The sequence below is a fragment of the Agrobacterium sp. FDAARGOS_525 genome (genome assembly GCF_003938925.1).
Taxonomy (GTDB): domain Bacteria; phylum Pseudomonadota; class Alphaproteobacteria; order Rhizobiales; family Rhizobiaceae; genus Agrobacterium; species Agrobacterium pusense.
This window is the reverse complement of record NZ_RKIU01000003.1, coordinates 1,813,265-1,833,568: the sequence shown is the minus strand read 5'-3', so window position 1 is coordinate 1,833,568 and position 20,304 is coordinate 1,813,265. Positions and strand designations below refer to the sequence as shown.

20 protein-coding genes and 1 pseudogene are annotated in these 20,304 nt (G+C 60.6%); 9 read left to right on the top strand and 12 right to left on the bottom strand.

The window, feature by feature from the left end:
* Nucleotides 1-9 precede the first annotated feature (9 nt).
* On the bottom strand, nt 10-372 hold the full coding sequence (locus tag EGT36_RS10250) for a nuclear transport factor 2 family protein (RefSeq protein WP_037090797.1): 363 nt from the start codon (nt 370-372) through the stop codon (nt 10-12).
* Nucleotides 373-479: 107 nt separating this feature from the next.
* Between EGT36_RS10250 and EGT36_RS10245 the strand changes: the two genes are divergently transcribed.
* Both EGT36_RS10245 and EGT36_RS10240 read left to right on the top strand, forming a co-directional pair.
* The gene (locus tag EGT36_RS10245; RefSeq protein WP_022555723.1) at nt 480-1,274 is read left to right on the top strand and encodes a helix-turn-helix domain-containing protein; all 795 of its coding nucleotides are present in this window, start codon (nt 480-482) and stop codon (nt 1,272-1,274) included.
* Between the two features lie 5 nt (nt 1,275-1,279).
* The gene (locus EGT36_RS10240; RefSeq protein ID WP_037090798.1) at nt 1,280-1,594 is read left to right on the top strand and encodes a putative quinol monooxygenase; all 315 of its coding nucleotides are present in this window, start codon (nt 1,280-1,282) and stop codon (nt 1,592-1,594) included.
* Here EGT36_RS10240 and EGT36_RS10235 read toward each other — a convergent pair.
* Complete coding sequence (locus EGT36_RS10235; RefSeq protein WP_037090799.1) at nt 1,591-1,974, bottom strand: ACT domain-containing protein; 384 nt, start codon at nt 1,972-1,974, stop codon at nt 1,591-1,593. The two genes, EGT36_RS10240 and EGT36_RS10235, sit on opposite strands and share 4 nt — an antisense overlap.
* 87 nt (nt 1,975-2,061) lie before the next feature.
* Nucleotides 2,062-2,514, bottom strand: coding sequence for an Lrp/AsnC family transcriptional regulator (locus tag EGT36_RS10230; protein ID WP_022555720.1), 453 nt, complete (start codon nt 2,512-2,514; stop codon nt 2,062-2,064).
* A 121-nt stretch (nt 2,515-2,635) separates the two neighbouring features.
* Here EGT36_RS10230 and EGT36_RS10225 point away from each other — a divergent pair, with 121 nt between their 5' ends.
* Nucleotides 2,636-3,598 carry a nucleoside recognition domain-containing protein gene (locus tag EGT36_RS10225; RefSeq protein ID WP_037090800.1) on the top strand — a complete coding sequence of 321 codons (963 nt, stop codon included), beginning with the start codon at nt 2,636-2,638 and terminating at the stop codon, nt 3,596-3,598.
* Nucleotides 3,599-3,677: 79 nt separating this feature from the next.
* Here the strand turns inward: EGT36_RS10225 and EGT36_RS10220 are convergent, their stop codons facing one another.
* Nucleotides 3,678-5,699 carry a methyl-accepting chemotaxis protein gene (locus tag EGT36_RS10220; RefSeq protein ID WP_037090802.1) on the bottom strand — a complete coding sequence of 674 codons (2,022 nt, stop codon included), beginning with the start codon at nt 5,697-5,699 and terminating at the stop codon, nt 3,678-3,680.
* A gap of 272 nt (nt 5,700-5,971) precedes the next feature.
* Between EGT36_RS10220 and EGT36_RS10215 the strand changes: the two genes are divergently transcribed.
* Together EGT36_RS10215 and EGT36_RS10210 are read left to right on the top strand one after the other, a co-directional pair.
* Nucleotides 5,972-6,724: a TlyA family RNA methyltransferase gene (locus EGT36_RS10215; protein ID WP_037090803.1), complete on the top strand. Its 753-nt coding sequence runs from the start codon at nt 5,972-5,974 to the stop codon at nt 6,722-6,724.
* Nucleotides 6,721-7,971, top strand: coding sequence for a class I SAM-dependent RNA methyltransferase (locus EGT36_RS10210; protein ID WP_037090804.1), 1,251 nt, complete (start codon nt 6,721-6,723; stop codon nt 7,969-7,971). Before EGT36_RS10215 ends, EGT36_RS10210 begins: the two co-directional genes overlap by 4 nt.
* A 125-nt stretch (nt 7,972-8,096) precedes the next feature.
* Here EGT36_RS10210 and EGT36_RS10205 read toward each other — a convergent pair whose 3' ends face one another.
* From EGT36_RS10205 to EGT36_RS10195, 3 genes are all read right to left on the bottom strand, one after another.
* A complete protein-coding gene (locus EGT36_RS10205; RefSeq protein WP_125270367.1) occupies nt 8,097-8,435 on the bottom strand; it encodes a hypothetical protein in 339 nt (112 codons plus the stop codon).
* Between the two features lie 70 nt (nt 8,436-8,505).
* Entirely contained in the window at nt 8,506-9,264 is a 759-nt protein-coding gene (locus tag EGT36_RS10200) for a crotonase/enoyl-CoA hydratase family protein (RefSeq protein WP_037090806.1), read from the bottom strand.
* Nucleotides 9,265-9,274: 10 nt separating this feature from the next.
* On the bottom strand, nt 9,275-11,059 hold the full coding sequence (locus EGT36_RS10195) for an acyl-CoA dehydrogenase family protein (protein ID WP_125270365.1): 1,785 nt from the start codon (nt 11,057-11,059) through the stop codon (nt 9,275-9,277).
* A 221-nt stretch (nt 11,060-11,280) separates the two neighbouring features.
* Between EGT36_RS10195 and EGT36_RS10190 the strand changes: the two genes are divergently transcribed.
* Entirely contained in the window at nt 11,281-12,276 is a 996-nt protein-coding gene (locus EGT36_RS10190; RefSeq protein WP_004440300.1) for a transporter, read from the top strand.
* A gap of 61 nt (nt 12,277-12,337) precedes the next feature.
* Here the strand turns inward: EGT36_RS10190 and EGT36_RS10185 are convergent, their stop codons facing one another.
* From EGT36_RS10185 to EGT36_RS10170, 4 genes and pseudogenes are all read right to left on the bottom strand, one after another.
* A complete protein-coding gene (locus tag EGT36_RS10185; RefSeq protein WP_004440298.1) occupies nt 12,338-12,853 on the bottom strand; it encodes a BA14K family protein in 516 nt (171 codons plus the stop codon).
* Between the two features lie 214 nt (nt 12,854-13,067).
* Nucleotides 13,068-13,532: pseudogene (locus EGT36_RS10180) on the bottom strand (BA14K family protein).
* 178 nt (nt 13,533-13,710) lie between these two features.
* A complete protein-coding gene (locus tag EGT36_RS10175) occupies nt 13,711-14,784 on the bottom strand; it encodes an FAD-binding oxidoreductase (RefSeq protein ID WP_004440293.1) in 1,074 nt (357 codons plus the stop codon).
* 8 nt (nt 14,785-14,792) lie between these two features.
* Nucleotides 14,793-16,037: an aromatic ring-hydroxylating oxygenase subunit alpha gene (locus EGT36_RS10170; RefSeq protein ID WP_006699899.1), complete on the bottom strand. Its 1,245-nt coding sequence runs from the start codon at nt 16,035-16,037 to the stop codon at nt 14,793-14,795.
* Between the two features lie 330 nt (nt 16,038-16,367).
* On the opposite strand from EGT36_RS10170, the gene EGT36_RS10165 reads away from it, so the two are divergent.
* The 3 genes from EGT36_RS10165 (at nt 16,368) to EGT36_RS10155 (ending at nt 19,573) form a co-directional block, all read left to right on the top strand.
* A complete protein-coding gene (locus EGT36_RS10165) occupies nt 16,368-16,976 on the top strand; it encodes a DUF6656 family protein (protein WP_125270363.1) in 609 nt (202 codons plus the stop codon).
* 143 nt (nt 16,977-17,119) lie between these two features.
* Nucleotides 17,120-18,097, top strand: a complete 978-nt coding sequence (locus EGT36_RS10160; RefSeq protein WP_004440284.1) for an L-threonylcarbamoyladenylate synthase — start codon at nt 17,120-17,122, stop codon at nt 18,095-18,097.
* 48 nt (nt 18,098-18,145) lie between these two features.
* Nucleotides 18,146-19,573: an FAD-binding oxidoreductase gene (locus EGT36_RS10155; RefSeq protein ID WP_004440282.1), complete on the top strand. Its 1,428-nt coding sequence runs from the start codon at nt 18,146-18,148 to the stop codon at nt 19,571-19,573.
* Between the two features lie 11 nt (nt 19,574-19,584).
* Here the strand turns inward: EGT36_RS10155 and EGT36_RS10150 are convergent, their stop codons facing one another.
* A complete protein-coding gene (locus EGT36_RS10150) occupies nt 19,585-20,103 on the bottom strand; it encodes a hypothetical protein (RefSeq protein WP_004440279.1) in 519 nt (172 codons plus the stop codon).
* Nucleotides 20,104-20,304: the final 201 nt, after the last annotated feature.

The following is a 20,304-nucleotide window of genomic DNA, read 5'->3' as shown; positions in this document are numbered from 1 at the left end:
GCCTTTACCTCAGGATGCCGCGCCGTCGAGAAAACCAACGACATTTTCGATCCGGCCCTCGGCATCGTGGCTGACGACATCGGTGCCACCAGCCACATCGTCCCCGTCAGGCGAGATAAGGCGCCAGGCGAAACGGGTGAAGTTGCCGTGTCCGTCCGGGGTGCCGGCAAGAACGAAACGATATCCCGGAAATTTCTGCCGCGCCGCCTCGATCATTGCGGCAATCCCCTGCTGGCCTTCGCCCTGCATCAGCGGATCGACGTAGCGCGTATTTTCTGCCCATGCCTGACCGATGAGGTGCCTGCGGCGTTCATTGTCTTCCTCATTCCAGGCTGCGAGATAGGTTTCGGCGATTGCGAGATGCTGCGTCATGATTGCGCTCCTTGTGGTTGACGGCCCAAACATGCCGGGGGTCGGAAAGCGGAACAATTACCTCCGAGGTAATCGCATCCGCGATATCTTCTGCTAGGCTGCGGGGCATGACACATCATCGAGAACATGTCGGCCAGGTGCTGAAGGAATGGCGAGCCCGCCGCAGATTGAGCCAGCTGGATCTGGCGGTGGAGGCTGAAATATCAGCACGCCATCTGAGCTTCGTTGAAAGCGGGCGATCATCGCCCAGCCGCGACATGCTGGTGAGGCTGGCGGAGCAGCTTTCGATGCCGGCCCGTGCCGCTAACCGGCTGATGCTGGCTGCAGGTTATGCACCCGTTCATTCCGAACGATCACTGGATGCACCTGATATGGCAGCCGCCCGACAAGCCGTCGAAACGGTAGTGCATGGGCATATGCCATTCCCCGCTCTTGCCGTCGACCGGCACTGGAATGTCGTTCTCGCCAATGGGGCGATCACGTCGCTTCTGGCCGGCGTTTCAGAAGAGCTGCTTTACCCGCCGCTCAACGCCTTGAGGCTGAGCCTGCATCCGCTGGGTCTGAGTTCACGCATCGTCAATCTGGCCGAATGGCGCCATCACCTGCTGGAACGCCTGCGCCGTCAGGTCGAGGAAACCGGAGACGAAGTGCTTTCTCGGCTGCATGCGGAGCTTGCGGCCTATCCCGCGCCAAAGGTCGCCCCGCATTCCACCGGGGCCGACCCTCTGGCCATACCGCTCCAGCTTCGCGATCCATCTTCGGGCGGCATATTGAGCTTCATTTCAACCACAACGGTTTTCGGGACGGCGACGGACGTCACGCTCTCCGAACTCGTGCTGGAATGTTTTTATCCCGCCGACGCAGCAACCCGCAACGCACTGATGCAAGGCGCCAAGGAGTAAGACCCGTGCACAGCACCTATCTTATCGGCTTTCAGGTCCGTCCAGCCCAGCGCGAACGTTTTCTGGAATTGCTGAATGCGCTGCTCGACGCCATGCGGCACGAAAAGACCTTCGTGAACGCAACCCTGCACCGGGATTGCGAAAACGAGAACCGGTTCCTGCTGCATGAGACCTGGACTGACCATCAGGACGTCATCGACGTTCAGATCCACCGGCCCTATCGGCAGGCATGGCACGATGCCCTGCCCGAGCTTCTGGACGCGCCGCGCGATATTTCCGTTTGGCATCCCATGCGGGCGGATCACGCTCACGGAGCTTAGATGCATGAGTGCCCTGCATTTGCCAGCAGCTCAAACGTTTTCTCCAGATCTTTCGATTTGACCAGCAGATGATCGCCATCGAAAGTGGAAACCACGAATATCCCGATGTCGTTGGTCGATAGCGGTTCGATCACCGAAAGCACGATGCCGGTCTCATCAAAGGCGAACGGGCCCTGAAGTTTGAGACAGTTCCAGCCGGTGTCGGCCTTAACATCATGAGGGATACGCTCCTGACGGCAAACGACGGAAAGCTCATCATCAGTCCGGCTGATGCTGAGAAAACCTGTGCCATCGGCCCAGGCTGGAATGGATGCATCGGCAGAAAGCCGGGCCACTCCGTAGGTGCCCTCAAGGAGCCTTAACTTAACGCGAGGCGCCATCTGTAAACTGCCTTCCCGAAAGCCAGAGGCTTTCCTTGGGTTGAAGGGGAGGATCAAATGCCTCCCCAGAAGGCCATATTATCAGTTTCAAAGCTTGATGGCCGTTTCTTCTTTCGCCGTCTTGATGACGACCATGGTGAAAAAGCGTGCCACATTGTGCTGATCGCGGAACAAGCGGTCGCACAGGGCGTCGAATTCTTCCATATCCCGCAGGCGTAACATCAGTACGACATCGCTTGCGCCGGTGACGGCATAAGCCTGCGACACCGCCTCCTCCGCGCAGGCAATATCCAGAAAGCGGCGCATCTGCTGCTCACCGTGCAGTTTCAGCTCCACCGTCACCAGAGCCTTGAGCACGCGTCCCGCCTTTGCCGGGTTGAGGATCGCCACGATGCGGTCGATCACGCCCGACTTGCGCAGCCGCTGCAGGCGGCGCAGGCAACTGGACGGCGACAGCCCGACTTCGTCAGCCATATCCACATTGGTGCGCGAGGCATCGTTCTGCAAAAGGTTCAGAAGTTTCCGGTCGATCCTGTCCATGCGGGCAGCATATCGCCCGCCGCCATCTTTGCAATAAAATTGCATGAAACTGCAATCTCTGACCGCAAATGCGAACCGGCCGGGAGTAGTGGATGGAAACAACTTTCAGGGGAGCCTTGATATGTCAGTTCTACAGACCGTCTGGCAAAAAACGCGGGAAACGCTTGCAATTTACTGGGTGCTGGTGCGGATCACGGTCCCGATCGCCATACTGACCGAGCTGCTATCAAGGATGGGGGCGATCGACGCGGTGGCGCCTGCCTTTGCGCCGGTCATGAACCTCATCGGCCTGCCGCCTGAACTCGGCCTTGCCTGGCTGACCGCGATGCTGGTCGGCATATGGGGTGCCGTGCCGCTCATCTTCACGCTGGTTCCCGCGTCTTCACTGACCGTGGCTGATATTACCGTTTTTTCGGCGCTCATCCTGTTCGCCCATGGCCTGCCCATCGAACAGAAAATCATCGAAAAGGCGGGCCCCGGCATGATCGTCACGACGGGGCTGCGCGTCGGCGGCGGATTGCTTTATGCCTTTCTCCTGCACCAGCTTCTGGAATCGACCGGCTGGTTGTCGGGGCCGGTGAGCCCGGCCTGGATTGCGATGAGCGCCAAGCCTGAATGGTCCGCCTATTTCCTCGGTCTCGGTGAAACCATGGCCTGGATGCTCGTCATCCTCCTTGCCCTTTCCCTTTGCCTTGAAATTCTCAGGCTGACCGGCCTGCTCGCGCTGATGATGAAAGCGCTCTCGCCCCTGCTGCGTCTTGCAGGCATTCGCGGCGAGGCCGAGCATCTCACTGCCATCGGGTTGTTCCTCGGCATTTCCTATGGCGCGGGTTTCCTGATCCGCGAGGCGCAATCGGGGACGATATCACCGCGGCAGGTATTTCTGTCCTGCGTCTTCATGGGTTTTGCCCATAGCGTGATTGAAGACACGCTTGTGGTCATGTCGCTGGGTGCGGATGTCTACGGGGTTCTCGCCGGACGTCTCGTTTTCGCCATTGCCGCAACCGCCGTCATTGCCGCCGTGCTCCACCGCCTGTCGGATGAGCTTTTTTTTGCGCGGATGTTCCGGCTACAGCGCGCCTAGGCGGCCTCCCATTTGAAAATGCCGACGCAAAAAGGGGGCCTTTCGGCCCCCGATCCGTAGGTTCAATCTGAAGCCCCGCTCAGAACTCCGTCCAGTCCTGATCCTTCGCGGCCGGTGCTTCGGCAGCACCACCGAAGGCGCGGGCAAGGCTCTGGCCGAGTGCACGGGCCGGCGATGCGACAGGCCTTGCTGTTGCAGAGGCCGATTTTACCGGAGCCTTGCGGATCGGCGCGGCTGGCGCAGGCTGAAAGGCCGGCTTGGCCGAAGATGCGCGCGGAGCGGAATATCCGCCGGCGCTCGCAACGGCGGTGCGTGCGCCGCCCATCCTGAACTGGCCAAGCAGGCTGTTCAGCGCTTCCGCTTCGCGGGCCAGCGAATGGCTGGCGGCGGTCTGCTGCTCCACCATGGCGGCGTTCTGCTGCGTGCCCTGATCCATGGTGTTCACGGCCGTGTTGATTTCCTGCAGGCCGGTGGCCTGTTCGCGGGCAGCGACAACGATGGCGCTGACATGGGCGTTGATCTCTTCGACTTCCGAGACGATGAGTTCCAGCGCCTTGCCGGTTTCATCGACGAGATTGACGCCGTTTTCCACCTGCTGGCTGGAAGCGCTGATCAAGGTCTTGATTTCCTTGGCGGCATTGGCCGAACGCTGGGCAAGTTCGCGGACTTCCTGCGCGACCACCGCAAAGCCCTTGCCGGCATCACCGGCGCGGGCGGCTTCCACACCGGCATTCAGCGCCAGGAGGTTGGTCTGGAAAGCGATATCGTCGATGACGCCGATGATGTTGCCGATTTCGCCCGAGGACTTCTCGATCTCGCGCATGGCGGCAACCGCCTTGCGGACTACAACACCCGACTTTTCCGCACCGGCGCGGGCGCGCTGGACCAGATTGCCGGCATCTTCCGCACCACGGGCGCTATCACGCACGGTGGTGGTGACTTCTTCGAGCGCCGCAGCGGTCTCTTCGATGGAGGCCGCCTGCTGTTCGGTGCGGCGCGACAGGTCGTCGGCGGCGGAGAGCATTTCCGAAGCGCCGGCATTGATGGCGGCCGCGTTCTCGCCGACCGTGCGCAATGCCTGCTGGAGTTTTTCGACGGCGCTGTTGAAATTCACACGAACCGGATCAATCGCAGGCGCAAAAGGCGTTTCAATGCGATAGGAAAGATCGCCATCCGCGAGAGCCGCAAGGCCCTTGCCAAGCTCGGCGCTGGCAAAAGCGCTGGCGGCCTCGTCCCTGGCTTTTTCTTCCTCGGTGCGGCGACGTTCTGCTTCCGTCGCGGAGCGCATGCGATCGGTCTCACCGGCAAGGCGAGCTTTTTCAAGCCCGGCTTCCTTGAAGACCATTACAGCCTTTGCCATCTTGCCGACTTCGTCGCCACGATCCGTGGCCGGAACTTCCGTCGTCAGATCGCCATCGGCAAGCCGGCTCATCGCCGCTGTCATGCCGACGATGGGCGTAACGATGGAGCGCGAAAGCGCCCAGATCAGGATCACGGCGAGAAGGCCGGCGACGGCGCCACCGCCGAGAAGGGCATATTCCAGCTTGCGGGCAGCAGCCTGCTGTTCTGCAGCGTAAGCGGTGGACAGGCCATTCAGCTGTTCCTTGATCTTGGCGGCCGAGGCGCGGAAGCCGTCAAGCTGGCCCTTGGCCTGATTACGGCCGATTTCGATGATTTCGGAAATCGGCGCTTCGGTCGCTTTGCGTGCGGCGATCTGCGGTTCCGCCAGTTCCTTGAAGAACACGGTGGCGGATTTCTGCATGTCGTCGATGGATTTCAGGATGTCCGGCTGGCCGGCAGCAAGGGCGCGCGCTTCATCAAGCTTCTTCAGCATGATATCGCGCTGGGCGAACACGTCATTATAGGTGCTGTCACTGCGAAACAGCAGGAAGCCGCGCTGATTGACGGCCTGTTCCAGCATGGCTGCCGTCGCGCCATCCACGGCCTGGATGATATCCTTGGTGCGGTTGTTTTCAATCGTGACACGCTCGCTCCCCAGCGTCTGCCAGAATACGACCGCGGAAGCGAGCAGGCACACGCCCATCAAGGCACAGAAGGTGGCTATGAGCTTCAGATTAATGGGGAGATTTTTCAGCGACATCGCAAACTCTCTCGGCGACCCGATGCCTCGGAGCAAGCGTCTGCGCTGCAACGGCCGCAATTTCAGAAATGGGAGAAGATGCCATCATGGCGGGTTCCGACCGGCCGCACGGGCCTTGGCACACCCTGCAATACAAGCCTTTATATTGGATTAATCTGATATGCTGATTTGCGGCGCAAAAGCCTCATAAGTCCGTGGCTCAGGCGCTGTCGGCTCCGCATCGCGATAAATCGCTTGCATCGGCGGAGTTTGGCAGTCATTGACACGGGATCATGTCCAAAACACCTGAAAATGAACGGCTTGACCAGCTTCTCGTGTCGCTCGGCCATTTTGCCAGTCGCTCGCGTGCGCGCGACGCGATTGCGCGCGGCACCGTGAGCGTCAACGGCAAGACCGTCACCAAACCGAGCCAGACCGTCGCCGGCAATGCCGAGATCGCCATCAGCGATCCAGCGCAGGCCTATGTTTCCCGCGCAGCTCTGAAACTCGTGGCGGCACTCGATCATTTCGGGCTCAATCCTTCCGGCCATCACTGTCTTGACGTCGGCGCTTCCACAGGCGGTTTTACCGAGGTGCTGCTGGAACGGGGCGCCAGCCACGTCATCGCCATCGATGTCGGCCACGGGCAGATGCATGCAAGGATCGCAAACGATCCGCGCGTCACCAATCTGGAGGGGCTGAATGCCCGCTTCCTGACGGCGGACGATATCGATGACCAGCCCATCGGCTTCATTGTCTCCGACGTGTCCTTCATTTCGCTGAAGCTCGCGCTCGCCCCGGCGCTCGATCTTGCTGAGCCGGGTGCTCGTGCTGTCCTGTTGGTGAAACCGCAATTCGAGGCAGGGCGTGACGCCATCAGCAAGGCCGGGCTTCTGAAGGAACCCGAAACCGCGCCCGCAGTGGCGGCCGAACTGGAGCGCTGGCTGACGGAGGACATGGGCTGGAAAAGTCTCGGCCTCATTCCCTCGCCGATTTCTGGCGGTGACGGCAATGTCGAATTTCTTCTCGGAGGCGAAAAGCCATGAGCACACAAACCGTCACCATCAAGAGCCTCGGCGCCCAGGGCGATGGCATTGCGCACTGTCCCGACGGCCCGGTCTATGTGCCCTTCGCGTTGCCCGGCGAGACGGTCGCCATCGCCAAGGTGAAGGATCACGGCACCGTCATGTCGATTACGGAAGCCTCACCCGAGCGCCGTACACCCGCCTGCCGCCATTTCGGCCCGGAGGGCAAGAATGGCACCTGCGGCGGCTGTTCGCTGCAACATCTCGCCGACGAGCCTTACCACGCATACAAGCGGGAACTGGTGGTCTCGGCACTGAAATCGAAGGGCTTGACGCCCGATGTGGATAATCTCGTCATCTGTCGCCCTGGCGAGCGCCGCCGTGCGGTGTTCGCCGCCCGCAAGACGGAAAAGGGCCTGCTGCTCGGCTTCAGCCAGGCGAACAGCCACCACATCGTCGCCATTGAGGAATGTCCCGTCACCTCGCCCGGCATCGTCTCGCGACTGGATGCCATCCGCGCCATCGGACTTTCAATGGTGGCGAATGCGGAACCCTTCCGGATGACGGTGCTGGAGACCCTTTCCGGCCTCGATATTTCCGTCGACGGTATCAAGTCGGTCAGCGACAAGCAGCGCCGCACGCTCACGGAAACGGTTCTTGCCATGCGCGGCATTGCGCGTGTTTCACTGTCGGGTGAAATATTGATCGAACCCCAGAAGCCGATCATCGAGTTTGGCGGGGTGGCGGTATCGCCCCCGGCCGGCAGCTTCACGCAGGCGACGAAGCAGGCGGAGGACGCCATGGCGGAGCTGGTGCTTGCCCATGTCGGCAAGTCCAAACGCATTGCCGATCTCTTCTGCGGCTCCGGCACATTTGCGCTGCGGCTTGCGCGCGTTGGCAAGGTGCATGCGGTGGAGGCGGAAGACAAGCCGCTGAAGGCGCTGGATTTCGCCGCCCGCAACACGCAGGGCCTGAAGCCGGTCAGCGTCGAGAAGCGCGATCTCTTCCGCCGCCCCCTGATGACAAGCGAGCTAAAGAATTACGACGCCGTCGTCTTCGATCCGCCACGCGCGGGCGCGGAGTTCCAGTGCAAGGAACTGGCACGCAGCACGGTAAAGAAGATCGTGGCCGTGAGCTGCAACCCGCTGACACTGGCGCGCGATCTCGCCATCCTGACCGAGGGCGGCTATCGCATCACCCGCGTCACGCCGGTCGACCAGTTCCTGTGGTCGCCGCATGTGGAAGCCGTGGCGACGCTGGAGAAATAAGCAATCCGGGCGGAGAGCCGCTCAGCGACGCTGAGGCAACACAACGATTCATATGCCCGCAATCCCAACAGCTCTCATTCCTGTGCTTGTCGCAGGAATGAGAGTGGAGATGAAGCCTAGGAGTCTTACCAGACCGTATCGACCGTGCCGTTGCCCACCACGCCCGAGCAGCGGCAGGCACCGCCCACACGGCCGCGCTCCAGCGGGCAGATATAGGGCCGACGGCGGTTGGCGCTGTCCGGGGGGGTGATGACGCAGACGAAACGCGCGCGGCGCTGGCGGTCGCGGTTATTGCCGGAATAGAAGTTCGGACTATCGTCGTCCGTGGACTGCGCCAGAATGACATCGTTGGTGGAAGCCGCTGGAGCGCGTGTTATCGCCGCCGCTTCAGCAATCGTCGCGGCGGATAGGAAGACAGTCAGGGCGAAAAAACGAAGTGACGCATGTGGGTGGCCTTCGGACAATGACGGTGCGTTATCTAACCCAAGCCATATTGCCCGGCTGCTTAACCGCAAGGAATTCCTGCCCGCACACTTAACGACGCATGAATGCCTCGAAGGCGGCGCGCGCTTCGGCACTTTGCAGCTGCGCGATGAAATGACGACCTTCCTCTTCGATGCGGGTGAGAATATCGGCCGGGTTGCCGCGGACCAGATCGCGAGCGATCTTCAGCGCCTGCTGCGGTTTGGCGGCAAGGCGGGTGGCAAGCGCCAGCGTTTCGGCTTCGACATGTTCCGGGGCAACGACTTTCCAGATCAGCCCGGCCTGCAATGCCTGCTCGGCGGAAAAACCCTCACCCATCGCGAGCAGCGCAAAGGCGCGCTGGTGGCCGATGAGCCTTGGCACGAGCAGGCTGGAGGCCGCTTCCGGCACCAATGCGAGATCCACGAAGGGCGTCTTGAACAGGCTGCGGCTGGAAGCGACCGTCAGGTCGCAATGCAGGTTCAGCGTGGTGCCGATGCCGATGGCGAGCCCATCGACACCGGATACCAGCGGTTTTTCGAAGGTGACCAGCGCTTTCAGAAGTTCGAGGGCAGCGAGCTTGCCCTTTCCTCCGGACATGGCGAAGGCGAGAAAATCAGCCATGTCGTTGCCAGCGGAAAAGCAGCCTTCCGTGCCGAGAAAGGCAACGACGCGGATGTCCGGATCCGTATTGGCGGCGTGCAACGTCTCGGCCATGCGCAGATACATGGCATCGGTGATGGCGTTTTTCTTTTCCGGTCGGTTGAAGCGGATGGTCAGAACGTCAGGCGCATGGCCGACACGCGCGACAAGAATATGGTCGTCCGACATCTGAAGCTCCTCAAGCCAAAACAGTACGGGCGGCGGCAAGGCTTGCCGCGCCTGACACAATGCGGTCCTTCAGCGCCGCCGTTTCCGCCAGCAGGTTTTCCGCCGCGAAACGGCAAAGCGCGGCACGATGCCCGCCCCTGCTATCATCGACAGAGACCAATGCACCCTTGGCGAGATAAGCGCCCGTCAAGGCAAGACCGAAGAGACGCTGATAGGGCGTGGCGCCCGCAAGTGCCATCTCGGTTTCGCCCGCCTTGATGCGGGAGAGCAGCCAGTCGGTTGCCGTTTCCAGATCGGTGAGGCTGGCATCGAGATAACGGGCGGTCTCTCCGAGATCGTCACGGTTCGATGCGGCCGTGCGGGCGGCGATCTCACGCAGTTCGGCGATGAAACCGCGTACCTGCGCGCCCTCGGAGAGCGGCAACTTGCGCAGGACCAGATCGATGGCCTGAATGCCGTTGGTGCCCTCGTAGATCGGCGCGATGCGGGCATCACGCAGATAACGCGCCGCGCCGGTTTCCTCGATGAAGCCCATGCCGCCATGCACCTGAATGCCCATGGACGCGACATCGACACCGGCATCGGTGGAAAAGGACTTGGCGATCGGTGTCAGAAGGGCAGCGCGCTCCTGCCAGTGAGCGCGCTGCCGGGCGTCCTCAGTCGCATGCGCCATGTCGATGGCGTGCGCGCAGCTGAAGGAAATCGCCCGTGATCCTTGCGTCAGCGCCTTCATTGTCAGAAGGGTTCTCACGATATCAGGATGTTCGATGATCGGGCTCATGCCCGGACCCTGCCAGCCGGGCGCCTTGCCCTGCGTGCGTTCCCTCGCGTATTCGATCGCCTTCTGGGTCGCCGCCTCACAGATCGCCACGCCCTGCATGCCAACGGCAAGGCGGGCGTTGTTCATCATGGTGAACATGCAGGCGAGGCCTTTGTTCTCCTCGCCGACCAGCCAGCCGAGCGCACCCTTTTCGTCACCAAATTTGCCGTCACCGAAGATCATGGTGCAGGTGGGCGAACCGTGAATACCGAGCTTGTGTTCGAGAGAGTGGCAGAAAAGATCGTTGCGGTTGCCCGGCGCGCCGTTTTCATCGGGCAGGAATTTTGGCACGAGGAACAGCGAAATGCCACGCGTTCCCGCCGGCGCATCCGGAAGACGGGCGAGAACGAGGTGGATGATATTATCAGCCGCGTCGTGTTCACCCCAGGTGATGAAAATCTTCTGGCCGAAGATGCGGTAGGTGCCGTCACCATTGCGCTCCGCCCGGGTCTTCAGGACACCAAGATCGGAACCCGCATGCGGCTCGGTCAGGTTCATCGTGCCGGTCCATTCGCCGGAGACGAGTTTCGGCAAATAGCTTCGCTTGAGATCGTTGCTGCCGTGGGCGACGATGGCTTCCACCGCACCCATTGTCAGCGTCGGCGCCAGCGCGAAGGCCATGGAGCCGGAATTCCACATTTCGAGCGCTGCAACATTTAGCATATGCGGCAGGTTCTGGCCGCCGAATTCTTCCGGGGCAGTCAGGCTGTTCCAGCCCGCCGCCGCCCAGCGACGGTAAAGATCGGCCCAGCCATCGGGCGTCGTCACCCTGCCATCGGCAAGTTTTGCGCCCTGACGGTCCCCGATTTCGGCGAGTGGCGCGACCTCTCCGGTGGCGAAACGTCCGGCTTCCTCCAGAATGGCATCGACGAGATCTTCACTCAGATCTCCCAGCACACCCCTGGAAAGCGCGTCTCCGAGACCCGCTACATGTTTGAGTGTAAAGGCGATATCATCCACCGGCGCGCTATACATCCTGCCTCCTCCCGAAGCTCTTGTATCCTGCTACTGCCTTCGGGCTAAATGATTTTTACGTAAACGTCAATTTGAAAATTCCCGGTATTTCGACGGGCTTGTTATAAAACTGTCATATGAATTTGCTCAGCATGTTGACGGTGCCCTGACGCGCTCCTTTCGCCTCCCCCCGGTGCGACGGGCACCCCTCTCCTCCCATCCCGCCGGTCAGGACTGCCACGATGGACCTCATAACGCCCACCATTCCCGGCCTCGTGTGGGCCTATCAATTTCAACCCGGGAAGGCCCCATGCCGCAGGCTGGCGCCCGATGCCGGCTTTGACGAGATGGCGGGACGCGACGGGTTCTTCTGGCTGCATCTCAATCTCGCCGATCAGCGCGTGGCGGGTTTTCTGGAGACGGTTGAGGGTCTCGATCCGGCAGCACGGGCAAGCCTCACCACCCACGAAACGCATCCGTCCATTGTTGTCGACGAAAAATCGCTCTACGGCACCCTGGTCGATTTCCAACGGGAATTCGACAAGGAAACGCGCGATTTCGGCTGGCTGCATTTTGCGGTGAGCGACCGTTTCATCATCACCACCCGCCTTCAGCCGCTGCATTCGGTAGACCGGCTAAAGGCGGCGGTCGACAAGAACTCCAACCGCTATCTCACACCTTCCCACGTCTTCGAAGGCCTTGTCGCCGAATTCCAGCGTTCGCTGATCAATCTGGTCATGGAGACGACGGAAGAACTGAACGCCATCGAGGATCTGGTCTATGACAGCGAGACCCGCGACGAAAGGCGACGCCTCGCACCGCTGCGCCGCACGGTGGTGCGCCTGCACCGGCATTTACGCACCGTCCTCACCCTGATGCGGCGGGCTTCGGCAGCGGATGACGACGAGATGCCTGACGGTTTCGAGGATGTCGCCTCACGGCTGATGGGGCGCCTCGAGGCTGTCGATCATGACGTCTATGCCCTGCAGGAGCGCGCAAGGCTGCTTCACGAAGAAATCGATTCAAAACTCTCGTCTGAAACCAACCGGCATCTCTATATACTGTCGCTGATGACGGCGTTCCTGCTGCCACCGTCGCTGGTAACCGGCTTTTTTGGCATGAACACGGATGAGCTGCCGTTTACGGTCGGGACCGGTGGCACCATGGCGGCCAGCATCTTCATCGTCATCTCGGTCGTGCTCGCCTGGTTCGTGTTGAAACGCGCGCGTATCCTCTGACAGCAAAAAGCCGTCCGGTCGAAACCGGACGGCTCTGTCAATCTCGGTCTTGGCCAACCTATCAGCCGTAGGGCGAATAGCAGGTCTGACGCGGACCGTTGTACGGCTGGAACGTGTTGCTATAGGCGTCGTAGGAGCGATAGCGGCCATAGCACCAGTTCACATGCGCCTGGCTCATGCCACCACGGCGGACCGGACGATACTCACGATAGACCGGGCGCGGGCGATATTCCGGCACCGGACGGTACACTTCGCGCGGCTGCGAAAGAGCGCCGCCGATGATTGCGCCCGTTGCAAATGCTGCGAGCGGGAACCAGTAACCGTCATGGTGGCGGTAACCCGGACGATAATCGCGGTAACCGCGGTGACCGCGATACCAGCCGCGACGATCGCCCCAGCCGTCACGGTCACGCCAATATTGCACGTTCACGATATTCTTGCTGGCATCGTTGCCCGAGGTCTCAACGCTCTTCGGCGCTACAGGCAGGGGCATGGCGGCTTCGGCCGGAACAATCGCTCCTGCAACCACGATTGCAGAAAGACCGACAGCCAGGATATTCTTCACATAGCTTTTCATCTGACTTCCTCCATTCACGACGGTCGACAGGCCGTAAGACGTGAATTTCTGTTGTTCTATTCCGCCTTTGTCCGGGCGGTGTCGTGTACTTCTACAGCCTAGGGACGTGTGGCTGAACCTACGATTAACGGTCCGATCACGCTTCGTTTATCAAAACCACGGCGTTTCAGGGCCAGACAAAAGCCCGGTAAAGACCGGGCTTCTGCTTGTGCAATTAGCGGCTGTAAGGCGATACGCAAATGCGGCGCGGACCGCTGTTGGGCTGGTAGGTGTTGTCGTAGGCACGATACGAGCGCCAGCGATTCTGACACCAGGATACATGGCTGCCGCCATAGGCCGGACGGGGTTGCTGAATCGCGCCGCCGATGATGGCGCCGGTGGCGAAAGCGGCAAGCGGGAACCAGTAGCCGTTATGATAACGGTAACCCGGACGGCGGTCACGGTAACCACGGTGGCCATTATAATAGCCGTCACGCGGCGGGCGCGGGCGATACATGCGGTCGCCGTGACGGCGATCATGTCGACGGTCCCATTCGCGATATTGCACCTGCACGACATTGTCGGTGGAAACCGCCGGCTTCTGGATCGGCACAGGAACCTGGAACGCCTACGACGGCGTAAAGCTGGTCAGGAACACGACGAGGGCCGTGGCGACACTCGTTGTCCGGAAATTTATCATGATCTTCCTCCGTTTGCTTCAGCGCGTTGACCCACGCTTTTCACCCACTCACTCTTTTCGGAGATTAGGGTCAGCCCCGCTTCATGCCCGAGAAGAATTGGATGACGTGCAAACGAATTTACGGAAATTTGGTTCCAGACAATGGTAATGGAAGGAAAGCCTCAAATGCCTGCCGGCATCATGCCTCCACCTTGACATCGGTCAAAGGCCGCGAGCAGCAGGCGAGAATATAGCCCTCCTCGATTTCCTCATCGAGAATGCCACCATTGTGGTTCATCTCCACCTCGCCGGAAAGTTTCAAGACCCGGCAAGTCCCGCAGATGCCGGATTCGCAGGCTGCGCCGATCCGCACACCGGCTGCACGCGCCGTCATCAGAACGGTCTGCCCGGGCTGGCAGGGCATTTCTTTCCCGGAAAGGGTAAAACCCACCATCGACAACGCTTCGCCATCATCGGTGAGAACACTCTCGCCGACGGCGACGGGAGCAGCAGGCGAGAAGCTTTCCTGATGGTAACGGCCCATGTCGAAGCCGGAGGCTTCAAGCATGGAGCGGACAGCGGCCATGAACGGCTCCGGCCCGCAGCAGAAGACGGTACGCTCCATGAAGTCATGGGCGAGCAGCGCGATCTTGGCCTTGTCGACCATGCCCTTCAGGCCGGACCACAGATCGGTGCGTCCACATTTCTCGACAATGAAGCCGAGCGACAGGTTCGGCATGAAGCGGGCGAGATATTCCAGCTCGTGACGGAAGACAATATCGCCGGGTGTACGCGAGCAATTGATGAAGGCAATGTCGCTTTGCGGGGCGCGGTCGCTCATGTCGCGCACCATCGACATCATCGGCGTGACGCCGGAGCCCGCGGAGATGAAGAGATACTTGTCCCCGGGATGCTTGACGTAGGAAAAATCGCCGAGCGGACCAAGCGCCCGGATCTTCATGCCGGGCTTCAGATTGTCGAACATCCAGCGCGTGCCGATACTGTTGGCCTGCGCCTTGACCGTGACCGACAGCGAATAGGGCCGCGACGGGCTGGATGACAATGTGTAGGTGCGGTAAAGCGGCTCCTTGCCCACCGGCAGTTCCAGCGTGACGAACTGGCCCGGCAGATAACGGAACCAGTTCTGATCCTCGGAGCGGAACAGGAACGTCATCACATCCTGTGTTTCGGGGGTTACCGAAATACATTCCAGCAGCTGGAGCTTGTCGCTCCACGGCTTCATCTCGTCAATATGCTTATATGTCACGACCATGTTCATCTTCACGCTACAGCCGAAAGCCGGGCCTTGTCGCCGGACAGCCGGTCGATCATGAAATCGGCGTACCAGTTGACGAACTGCATCACGCCGCCCTCGTCCTCCATGGAGTAAGGGCCGGGCTCATAAGCGGGCGAGCGGATGCCGAAGGCATTTTCCTCGACGATGCGGCGGTCCTGATCGTTGGTTTCGTTCCAGACATGGGTGAGATCCTCAAGATCGTAATCCACGCCCTCCACCGCATCCTTGTGCACCAGCCATTTGGTGGTGACCATCGTCTCGTTGGCGCTGAGCGGCAGCACGCGGAAGGAGATGGTGTGGTCGCCGAGGAAGTGGTTCCAGGTCGTCGGGTAATGGAACAGGAGCAGCGCGCCGATATGGCTGATGCTGACATCGTCCGACAGCGGCCGGCGCACGGCGCGTTTTCCCGACATTGTGTAGCTTTCCGCTTCGCCGATCAACGGCATGCGCGCCACGCGGAACTGGCCCTTCGGGTCAATCTTGAAACGGCTGGGCAGGCCGGCTGCTTCGCAGCGTGCCCAGTGGCCGCCGATCTCGGGGTCGCTTGCCCCGCCATCCGTTCCCGTCACGCTCGGGTTTTCGGGATAGGTACGGCAGAGTTCCGGATGGTTGGCGGCGCAATGGTAGCACTCGCGGTTGTTTTCCCAGACGAGCTTCCAGTTACCCTTTTCGATGATGGTGCTCTCATGCGCGACCTTGGCTTCCCATATGCGGTGCGGCGCCATGTAGCTTTCCACTTCGGCGCGCATGGGCTCAAAATCCGCCGGCTGATCGGCGAGGCAGATGAAGACGTAGCCAGCGACGGTTTCGCAGGCGACAGGCTTCAGGCCGAAATCGCCCTTGTCGAACTCCTCGCCCATGTGGCGCGCAAAAAGCAGCTTGCCGTCAAGATCGTAGGTCCACTGGTGATAGGGACAGACCAGACGCGCCGACTGGCCCTTCTGCGTGGTGCAGACGCGGGAGCCGCGATGGCGGCAGGAATTGTGGAACGCGCGGATTTGCCCGTCGCGGCCACGAACGATGACGACCGAATAGGCGCCGACCTGCACGGTGAAATAGCTGCCGGACTTCTGTACCTCACAATCATGGCCGACAAACAGCCAGTCGCGATACCAGATGGTTTCCATATCCAGCTTGAAGTAATCCGGGTCCGTGTAGAAGGGCTGTTCCAGGCTAAAACCTTCGCGGCGGTTTTTCAGCTGGCGCAATACGGTATCACGCAATTCCATGGCCAAATCCTCGATCAAACCGCCCTGCCCGACACCATTTGCGGGGGCTGCGGAAGCATGTCCTCATCTAATCATCGGCGGTCATTTGCGGCAGCACAGACAGCGACATCGGCTTCCGCATTGGCGACAAATTGCGACATGTCCAAACGGCGTCTTCAGGCCATTCCACTGCAAAATCCGGCAACTATTTACCGCCTGCAACGACGTCGCAATATGACGAATGATGGCGCAGCCACTGCCCACCCATCAAAAAACAGGGGCTGCAGCGCAACGGAGTATTAACGCACCCTAAATTATCTTACCGGATCGACAGCAACGAGGGTGTTCCCGGTGGAGAAGGCGACACGCATACGCTATTTCGATGCGAGCAGGCATTCGGTCACACCGATACGCTCGAAGACCGCGCATTCCGATTTTTTGCGGACAGGGCGCATCAGCCGTTACGAAGAGGGGTGGCTGCCGAAAGAACGCGTCTACTACAGCCATGACGAAGTGGCTGCGCTGACCGGGCGAAAGCTGGAAGCTGCCGCCGATGCCACCCACAGCCGCCTGAACGGTTTTCACCAGTCCATCCGTTTTCCGAAGATGGTTTTTCACCATCTGCTGAATGACCGGCCGCATCTGGGTTATTGCCACGTCACGGCGGCGACGACCAGCTTCGATGCAGAGCGTCATGTGCTATGGTCCTTCTATTTCGCGAATTTCTTCGCGGAACTGAGCGGTGCCGAAAACTTCTTCGAAAATATCGATGCGCGTTATTCGCGGATGTATTTCGCTGTCGCCATCAACGCCCTTCCCGATCAGGAAATCGCCGTCGATACATCCGTCCATCGCGGCGGCCTGCTGTTCCAGACACACGATCCGCGCGTGGCGCTGAAAAACGTCCTCATGCTCGGCGCGCGCTCGGAGGAGATGCGCAGGATCATCAAGGCGATATAGCAGCGACAAAGCCCCCAGGGACTTCATCTTTCTTTCTTAGGCATGTCGTTGTCCCGAAACCGACGACCAGTTTCGGACAATGTGCATTAGCGCTTTCCATTCTGCCCGGAAATACGCTATTGACCGCCCTGAAAGGCAGCATCATGGCGCGTCATATCCATATTGAAAACGAGCGGGAAACCGCCCTTCAAGCAGCCGTCACGGAGCTTGCCGCCGGCCAGCCGATCGCCCTGCCGACGGAAACCGTTTACGGCCTTGCCGCCGATGCCACCAACCCTGCAGCCATTGCCCGTATCTACGAGACCAAAGGCCGGCCGCAATTCAACCCGTTGATCTGCCACATGGCAGATATCGCCATGGCGGAACGTTACGCCATTTTCGATCCCATGTCGCTTGATCTTGCACAGGCCTTCTGGCCCGGCCCGCTGACACTGGTGCTGCCGCTGAAGCCGGCAAGCGATATTCATGCGCTGGCGACGGCCGGGCTCGATACGGTCGGCATTCGCGTACCGCAAGGTTTTGCCGGCGATCTTATCCGCCGGTTCGGCAAACCGCTCGCAGCCCCCAGCGCCAATAGTTCCGGCAAGATCAGCCCGACAAGCGCCGCCCATGTGGAGGCCGATCTCGGTCAGAAAATCAACCTCATTCTCGACGGCGGGGCGGCTTCGGTCGGCGTCGAATCCACCATCGTCAAGGTGGAGGAAGATGGAAGGGTGCGTCTGCTTCGTCCTGGCGGCGTCGTCACGGCCGAAATAGAGCGTGTTGCGGGCAAGCGGCTTGAACGTTCTGAAAAAGCGTCGGCGGCCATCGAGGCGCCAGGCATGCTCGCTTCGCATTATGCCCCCGGCGCCGCCGTGCGCCTCAACGCCACATCGGTTTCGCCTGGCGAAGCGTTGATCCGGTTCGAAGGTATCCCGGTTGCGGGTGAAGAGACCGCCCGCGCCGTTTTCGATCTCAGCCCCTCCGGCGATCTTTCCGAGGCCGCCGCCAACCTGTTCGATTACCTCAAGGCCGCCGATGCGAGCGGCGCAGACAGCATCGCCATCACCAGCATTCCCACTCACGGTCTTGGAGAGGCGATCAATGACCGCCTTTCCCGCGCCGCCGCACCGCGGAGCTGAGGCCCGCCGACCATTCGCCCACCGTTTCAAATGACAGAGAGACGCCCGATGACAACCGTCCCCTCCTCCGACATCCTCGACCGATTTGCCGCCATTGTCGGAGACAGGAATGCGGTGCGCGATGCGACAGAGATGGCGCCGCGGCTGGTGGAAAATCGCGGGCTTTATCGTGGCGCTTCGCCGTTGCTCCTCAAACCCGGATCGGTCGAGGAAGTATCGGCCATCCTGCAGTTCGCCAGCGAGACGGGTACCCCAATCGTGCCGCAGACGGGCAATACGGGCCTTGTCGGCGGGCAAACGCCGCGCGCCGGGGGAACTGACATCATTCTTTCGCTGGAGCGCATGAACCGCATTCGCGACATCGATCCCGTCGCCAATGTCATCGTTGCCGATGCCGGCTGCATTCTCGATGACATCCATAAAGCCGCCGATTCGGTTGAACGCATGTTTCCGCTGTCCCTCGGCTCTCAGGGGTCCTGCCGTATCGGCGGCAATCTCGCCACCAATGCCGGCGGTACCGCAGTGCTTGCTTATGGCAATATGCGCCAGCTCTGCCTCGGGCTCGAAGTGGTGTTGCCGACAGGCGAGATCTGGAACGGGCTGCGCCGGCTGAAAAAGGACAATACCGGTTACGATCTGCGTGATCTCTTCATCGGCTCCGAAGGTACGCTCGGCATCATCACCGGCGCGGTGCTGAAGCTCTTCCCGAAGCCACTCGGCCATCAGGTGGCCTTCGCCGGGCTGACCTCAACCGAAGATGCGCTGAAGCTGTTCGAGATGGCGTCAAACCTCTGCGGCACGGCGCTGACCGGCTTCGAGCTTATGCCACGGATTGGCGTGGAGTTTACCGCCAGACATATTCCCGGCGTGCGCGATCCCCTGGAACAGCCCCATGACTGGTACGCACTCATCGACATCTCCACCTCCGATTCGGCCGAGACGGCGGATACGATGATGCAATTGCTGCTGGAGCGTGGTTTTGAGGCCGGGCTGGTCGAGGATGCCGTGATCGCCGCCTCCGAAGCCCAGCGTCAGGCACTGTGGCACATGCGTGAGAGCATGTCGGATGCGCAGAAGCCGGAGGGCGGCTCCATCAAGCACGATGTCTCCGTCCCGGTTTCCAGAATACCGGAGTTCATGGCGACGGCGGAAAAGGCGGTTCTTGCTGCTATCCCGGGCGCCCGTGTCTGCGCCTTCGGCCATCTGGGCGACGGCAACATCCATTACAATATTTCCCAGCCGGTGGGGGCGGACAAGGCGCAATTCCTCGCCCGCTGGCGGGACATGAACGAAATCGTGCACGGCATCGTGCTGTCGCTGGGCGGTTCGATTTCCGCCGAACACGGCATTGGCCAGTTAAAGCGCGACGAACTGGCCGCCATCCGGCCCGGCATCGAAATGGAGCTGATGCGGCGCATCAAGCACGCATTCGATCCCGCCGGAATCATGAACCCCGGCAAGGTGCTCGCGGAATAACCCTTCCCGCCTCAGGCCGAAGCCCGCAATGCCCAGGCGGGCACCATTTCCGCATTCAGCCGGCGCGGCTTCTGCGCGCCGACAAATTGCGTCAGGCTCATGCCCGATTTCGCAATCGACATCGCGTGCTTCTTCGGCAGGAGATAACCATGCTCCAGCGGCGGGGTGCGGCGCAGGACACGGCTGAAAACATTCCGCCGGTGATAACGTGATGGGGAAAAGCGCGCTGGCTGTTCGCAGATCGCGACATATTCCAGGATTTCATCGATCCAGCCTGCCTGCGGGCGTGCGCCCGGCTCGATCAGCAGCAACCAGCCGCCACGCGCGGACTTGACGATATCCTCCAGTTCCCATTGCCCATAAAAACGGCAGCCGGCCGCATCGGCCACACGCGACGATCCATCGCGCGAACCGTGATCCAGAATCACAACATCGCTTACAAGCCCTTCCACGGCACCGGTGACAAGCGCAGACAGCGTATGCGCCAGTTCCGGCTCCTGATCCCGGCATTCCATTATGACTGTCAACATGTGCATAGCTCTAACGCATCGCACAATAAATTGCCACCATGCTCGTCGCGGTAAAATCCGCGGGGGTTGATGTCGCTCTCCGCGATCTCAGGTGCCGGCGTGCCCGTCCTGGCGCTGGCCCCGGCAGTACAAAAGCAGCCAAATTTACAATTTTGTTCTTGTATTGTTCTCATTCGTGATGTAGGAATTTAATCATTCGAG

What these genes read in the sequence shown, in the direction of transcription:
- EGT36_RS10200 (WP_037090806.1), bottom strand. Translation starts at nt 9,264, where the DNA reads ATGTCGGACGACCATATTCTTGTCGCGCGTGTCGGCCATGCGCCTGAC.
- EGT36_RS10210 (WP_037090804.1), top strand. Translation starts at nt 6,721, where the DNA reads ATGAGCACACAAACCGTCACCATCAAGAGCCTCGGCGCCCAGGGCGAT.
- EGT36_RS10215 (WP_037090803.1), top strand. Translation starts at nt 5,972, where the DNA reads ATGTCCAAAACACCTGAAAATGAACGGCTTGACCAGCTTCTCGTGTCG.
- EGT36_RS10190 (WP_004440300.1), top strand. Translation starts at nt 11,281, where the DNA reads ATGGACCTCATAACGCCCACCATTCCCGGCCTCGTGTGGGCCTATCAA.
- EGT36_RS10195 (WP_125270365.1), bottom strand. Translation starts at nt 11,059, where the DNA reads ATGTATAGCGCGCCGGTGGATGATATCGCCTTTACACTCAAACATGTA.
- EGT36_RS10175 (WP_004440293.1), bottom strand. Translation starts at nt 14,784, where the DNA reads ATGGTCGTGACATATAAGCATATTGACGAGATGAAGCCGTGGAGCGAC.
- EGT36_RS10160 (WP_004440284.1), top strand. Translation starts at nt 17,120, where the DNA reads ATGGCGCGTCATATCCATATTGAAAACGAGCGGGAAACCGCCCTTCAA.
- EGT36_RS10225 (WP_037090800.1), top strand. Translation starts at nt 2,636, where the DNA reads ATGTCAGTTCTACAGACCGTCTGGCAAAAAACGCGGGAAACGCTTGCA.
- EGT36_RS10250 (WP_037090797.1), bottom strand. Translation starts at nt 372, where the DNA reads ATGACGCAGCATCTCGCAATCGCCGAAACCTATCTCGCAGCCTGGAAT.
- EGT36_RS10185 (WP_004440298.1), bottom strand. Translation starts at nt 12,853, where the DNA reads ATGAAAAGCTATGTGAAGAATATCCTGGCTGTCGGTCTTTCTGCAATC.
- EGT36_RS10170 (WP_006699899.1), bottom strand. Translation starts at nt 16,037, where the DNA reads ATGGAATTGCGTGATACCGTATTGCGCCAGCTGAAAAACCGCCGCGAA.
- EGT36_RS10155 (WP_004440282.1), top strand. Translation starts at nt 18,146, where the DNA reads ATGACAACCGTCCCCTCCTCCGACATCCTCGACCGATTTGCCGCCATT.
- EGT36_RS10245 (WP_022555723.1), top strand. Translation starts at nt 480, where the DNA reads ATGACACATCATCGAGAACATGTCGGCCAGGTGCTGAAGGAATGGCGA.
- EGT36_RS10150 (WP_004440279.1), bottom strand. Translation starts at nt 20,103, where the DNA reads ATGTTGACAGTCATAATGGAATGCCGGGATCAGGAGCCGGAACTGGCG.
- EGT36_RS10220 (WP_037090802.1), bottom strand. Translation starts at nt 5,699, where the DNA reads ATGTCGCTGAAAAATCTCCCCATTAATCTGAAGCTCATAGCCACCTTC.
- EGT36_RS10230 (WP_022555720.1), bottom strand. Translation starts at nt 2,514, where the DNA reads ATGGACAGGATCGACCGGAAACTTCTGAACCTTTTGCAGAACGATGCC.
- EGT36_RS10235 (WP_037090799.1), bottom strand. Translation starts at nt 1,974, where the DNA reads ATGGCGCCTCGCGTTAAGTTAAGGCTCCTTGAGGGCACCTACGGAGTG.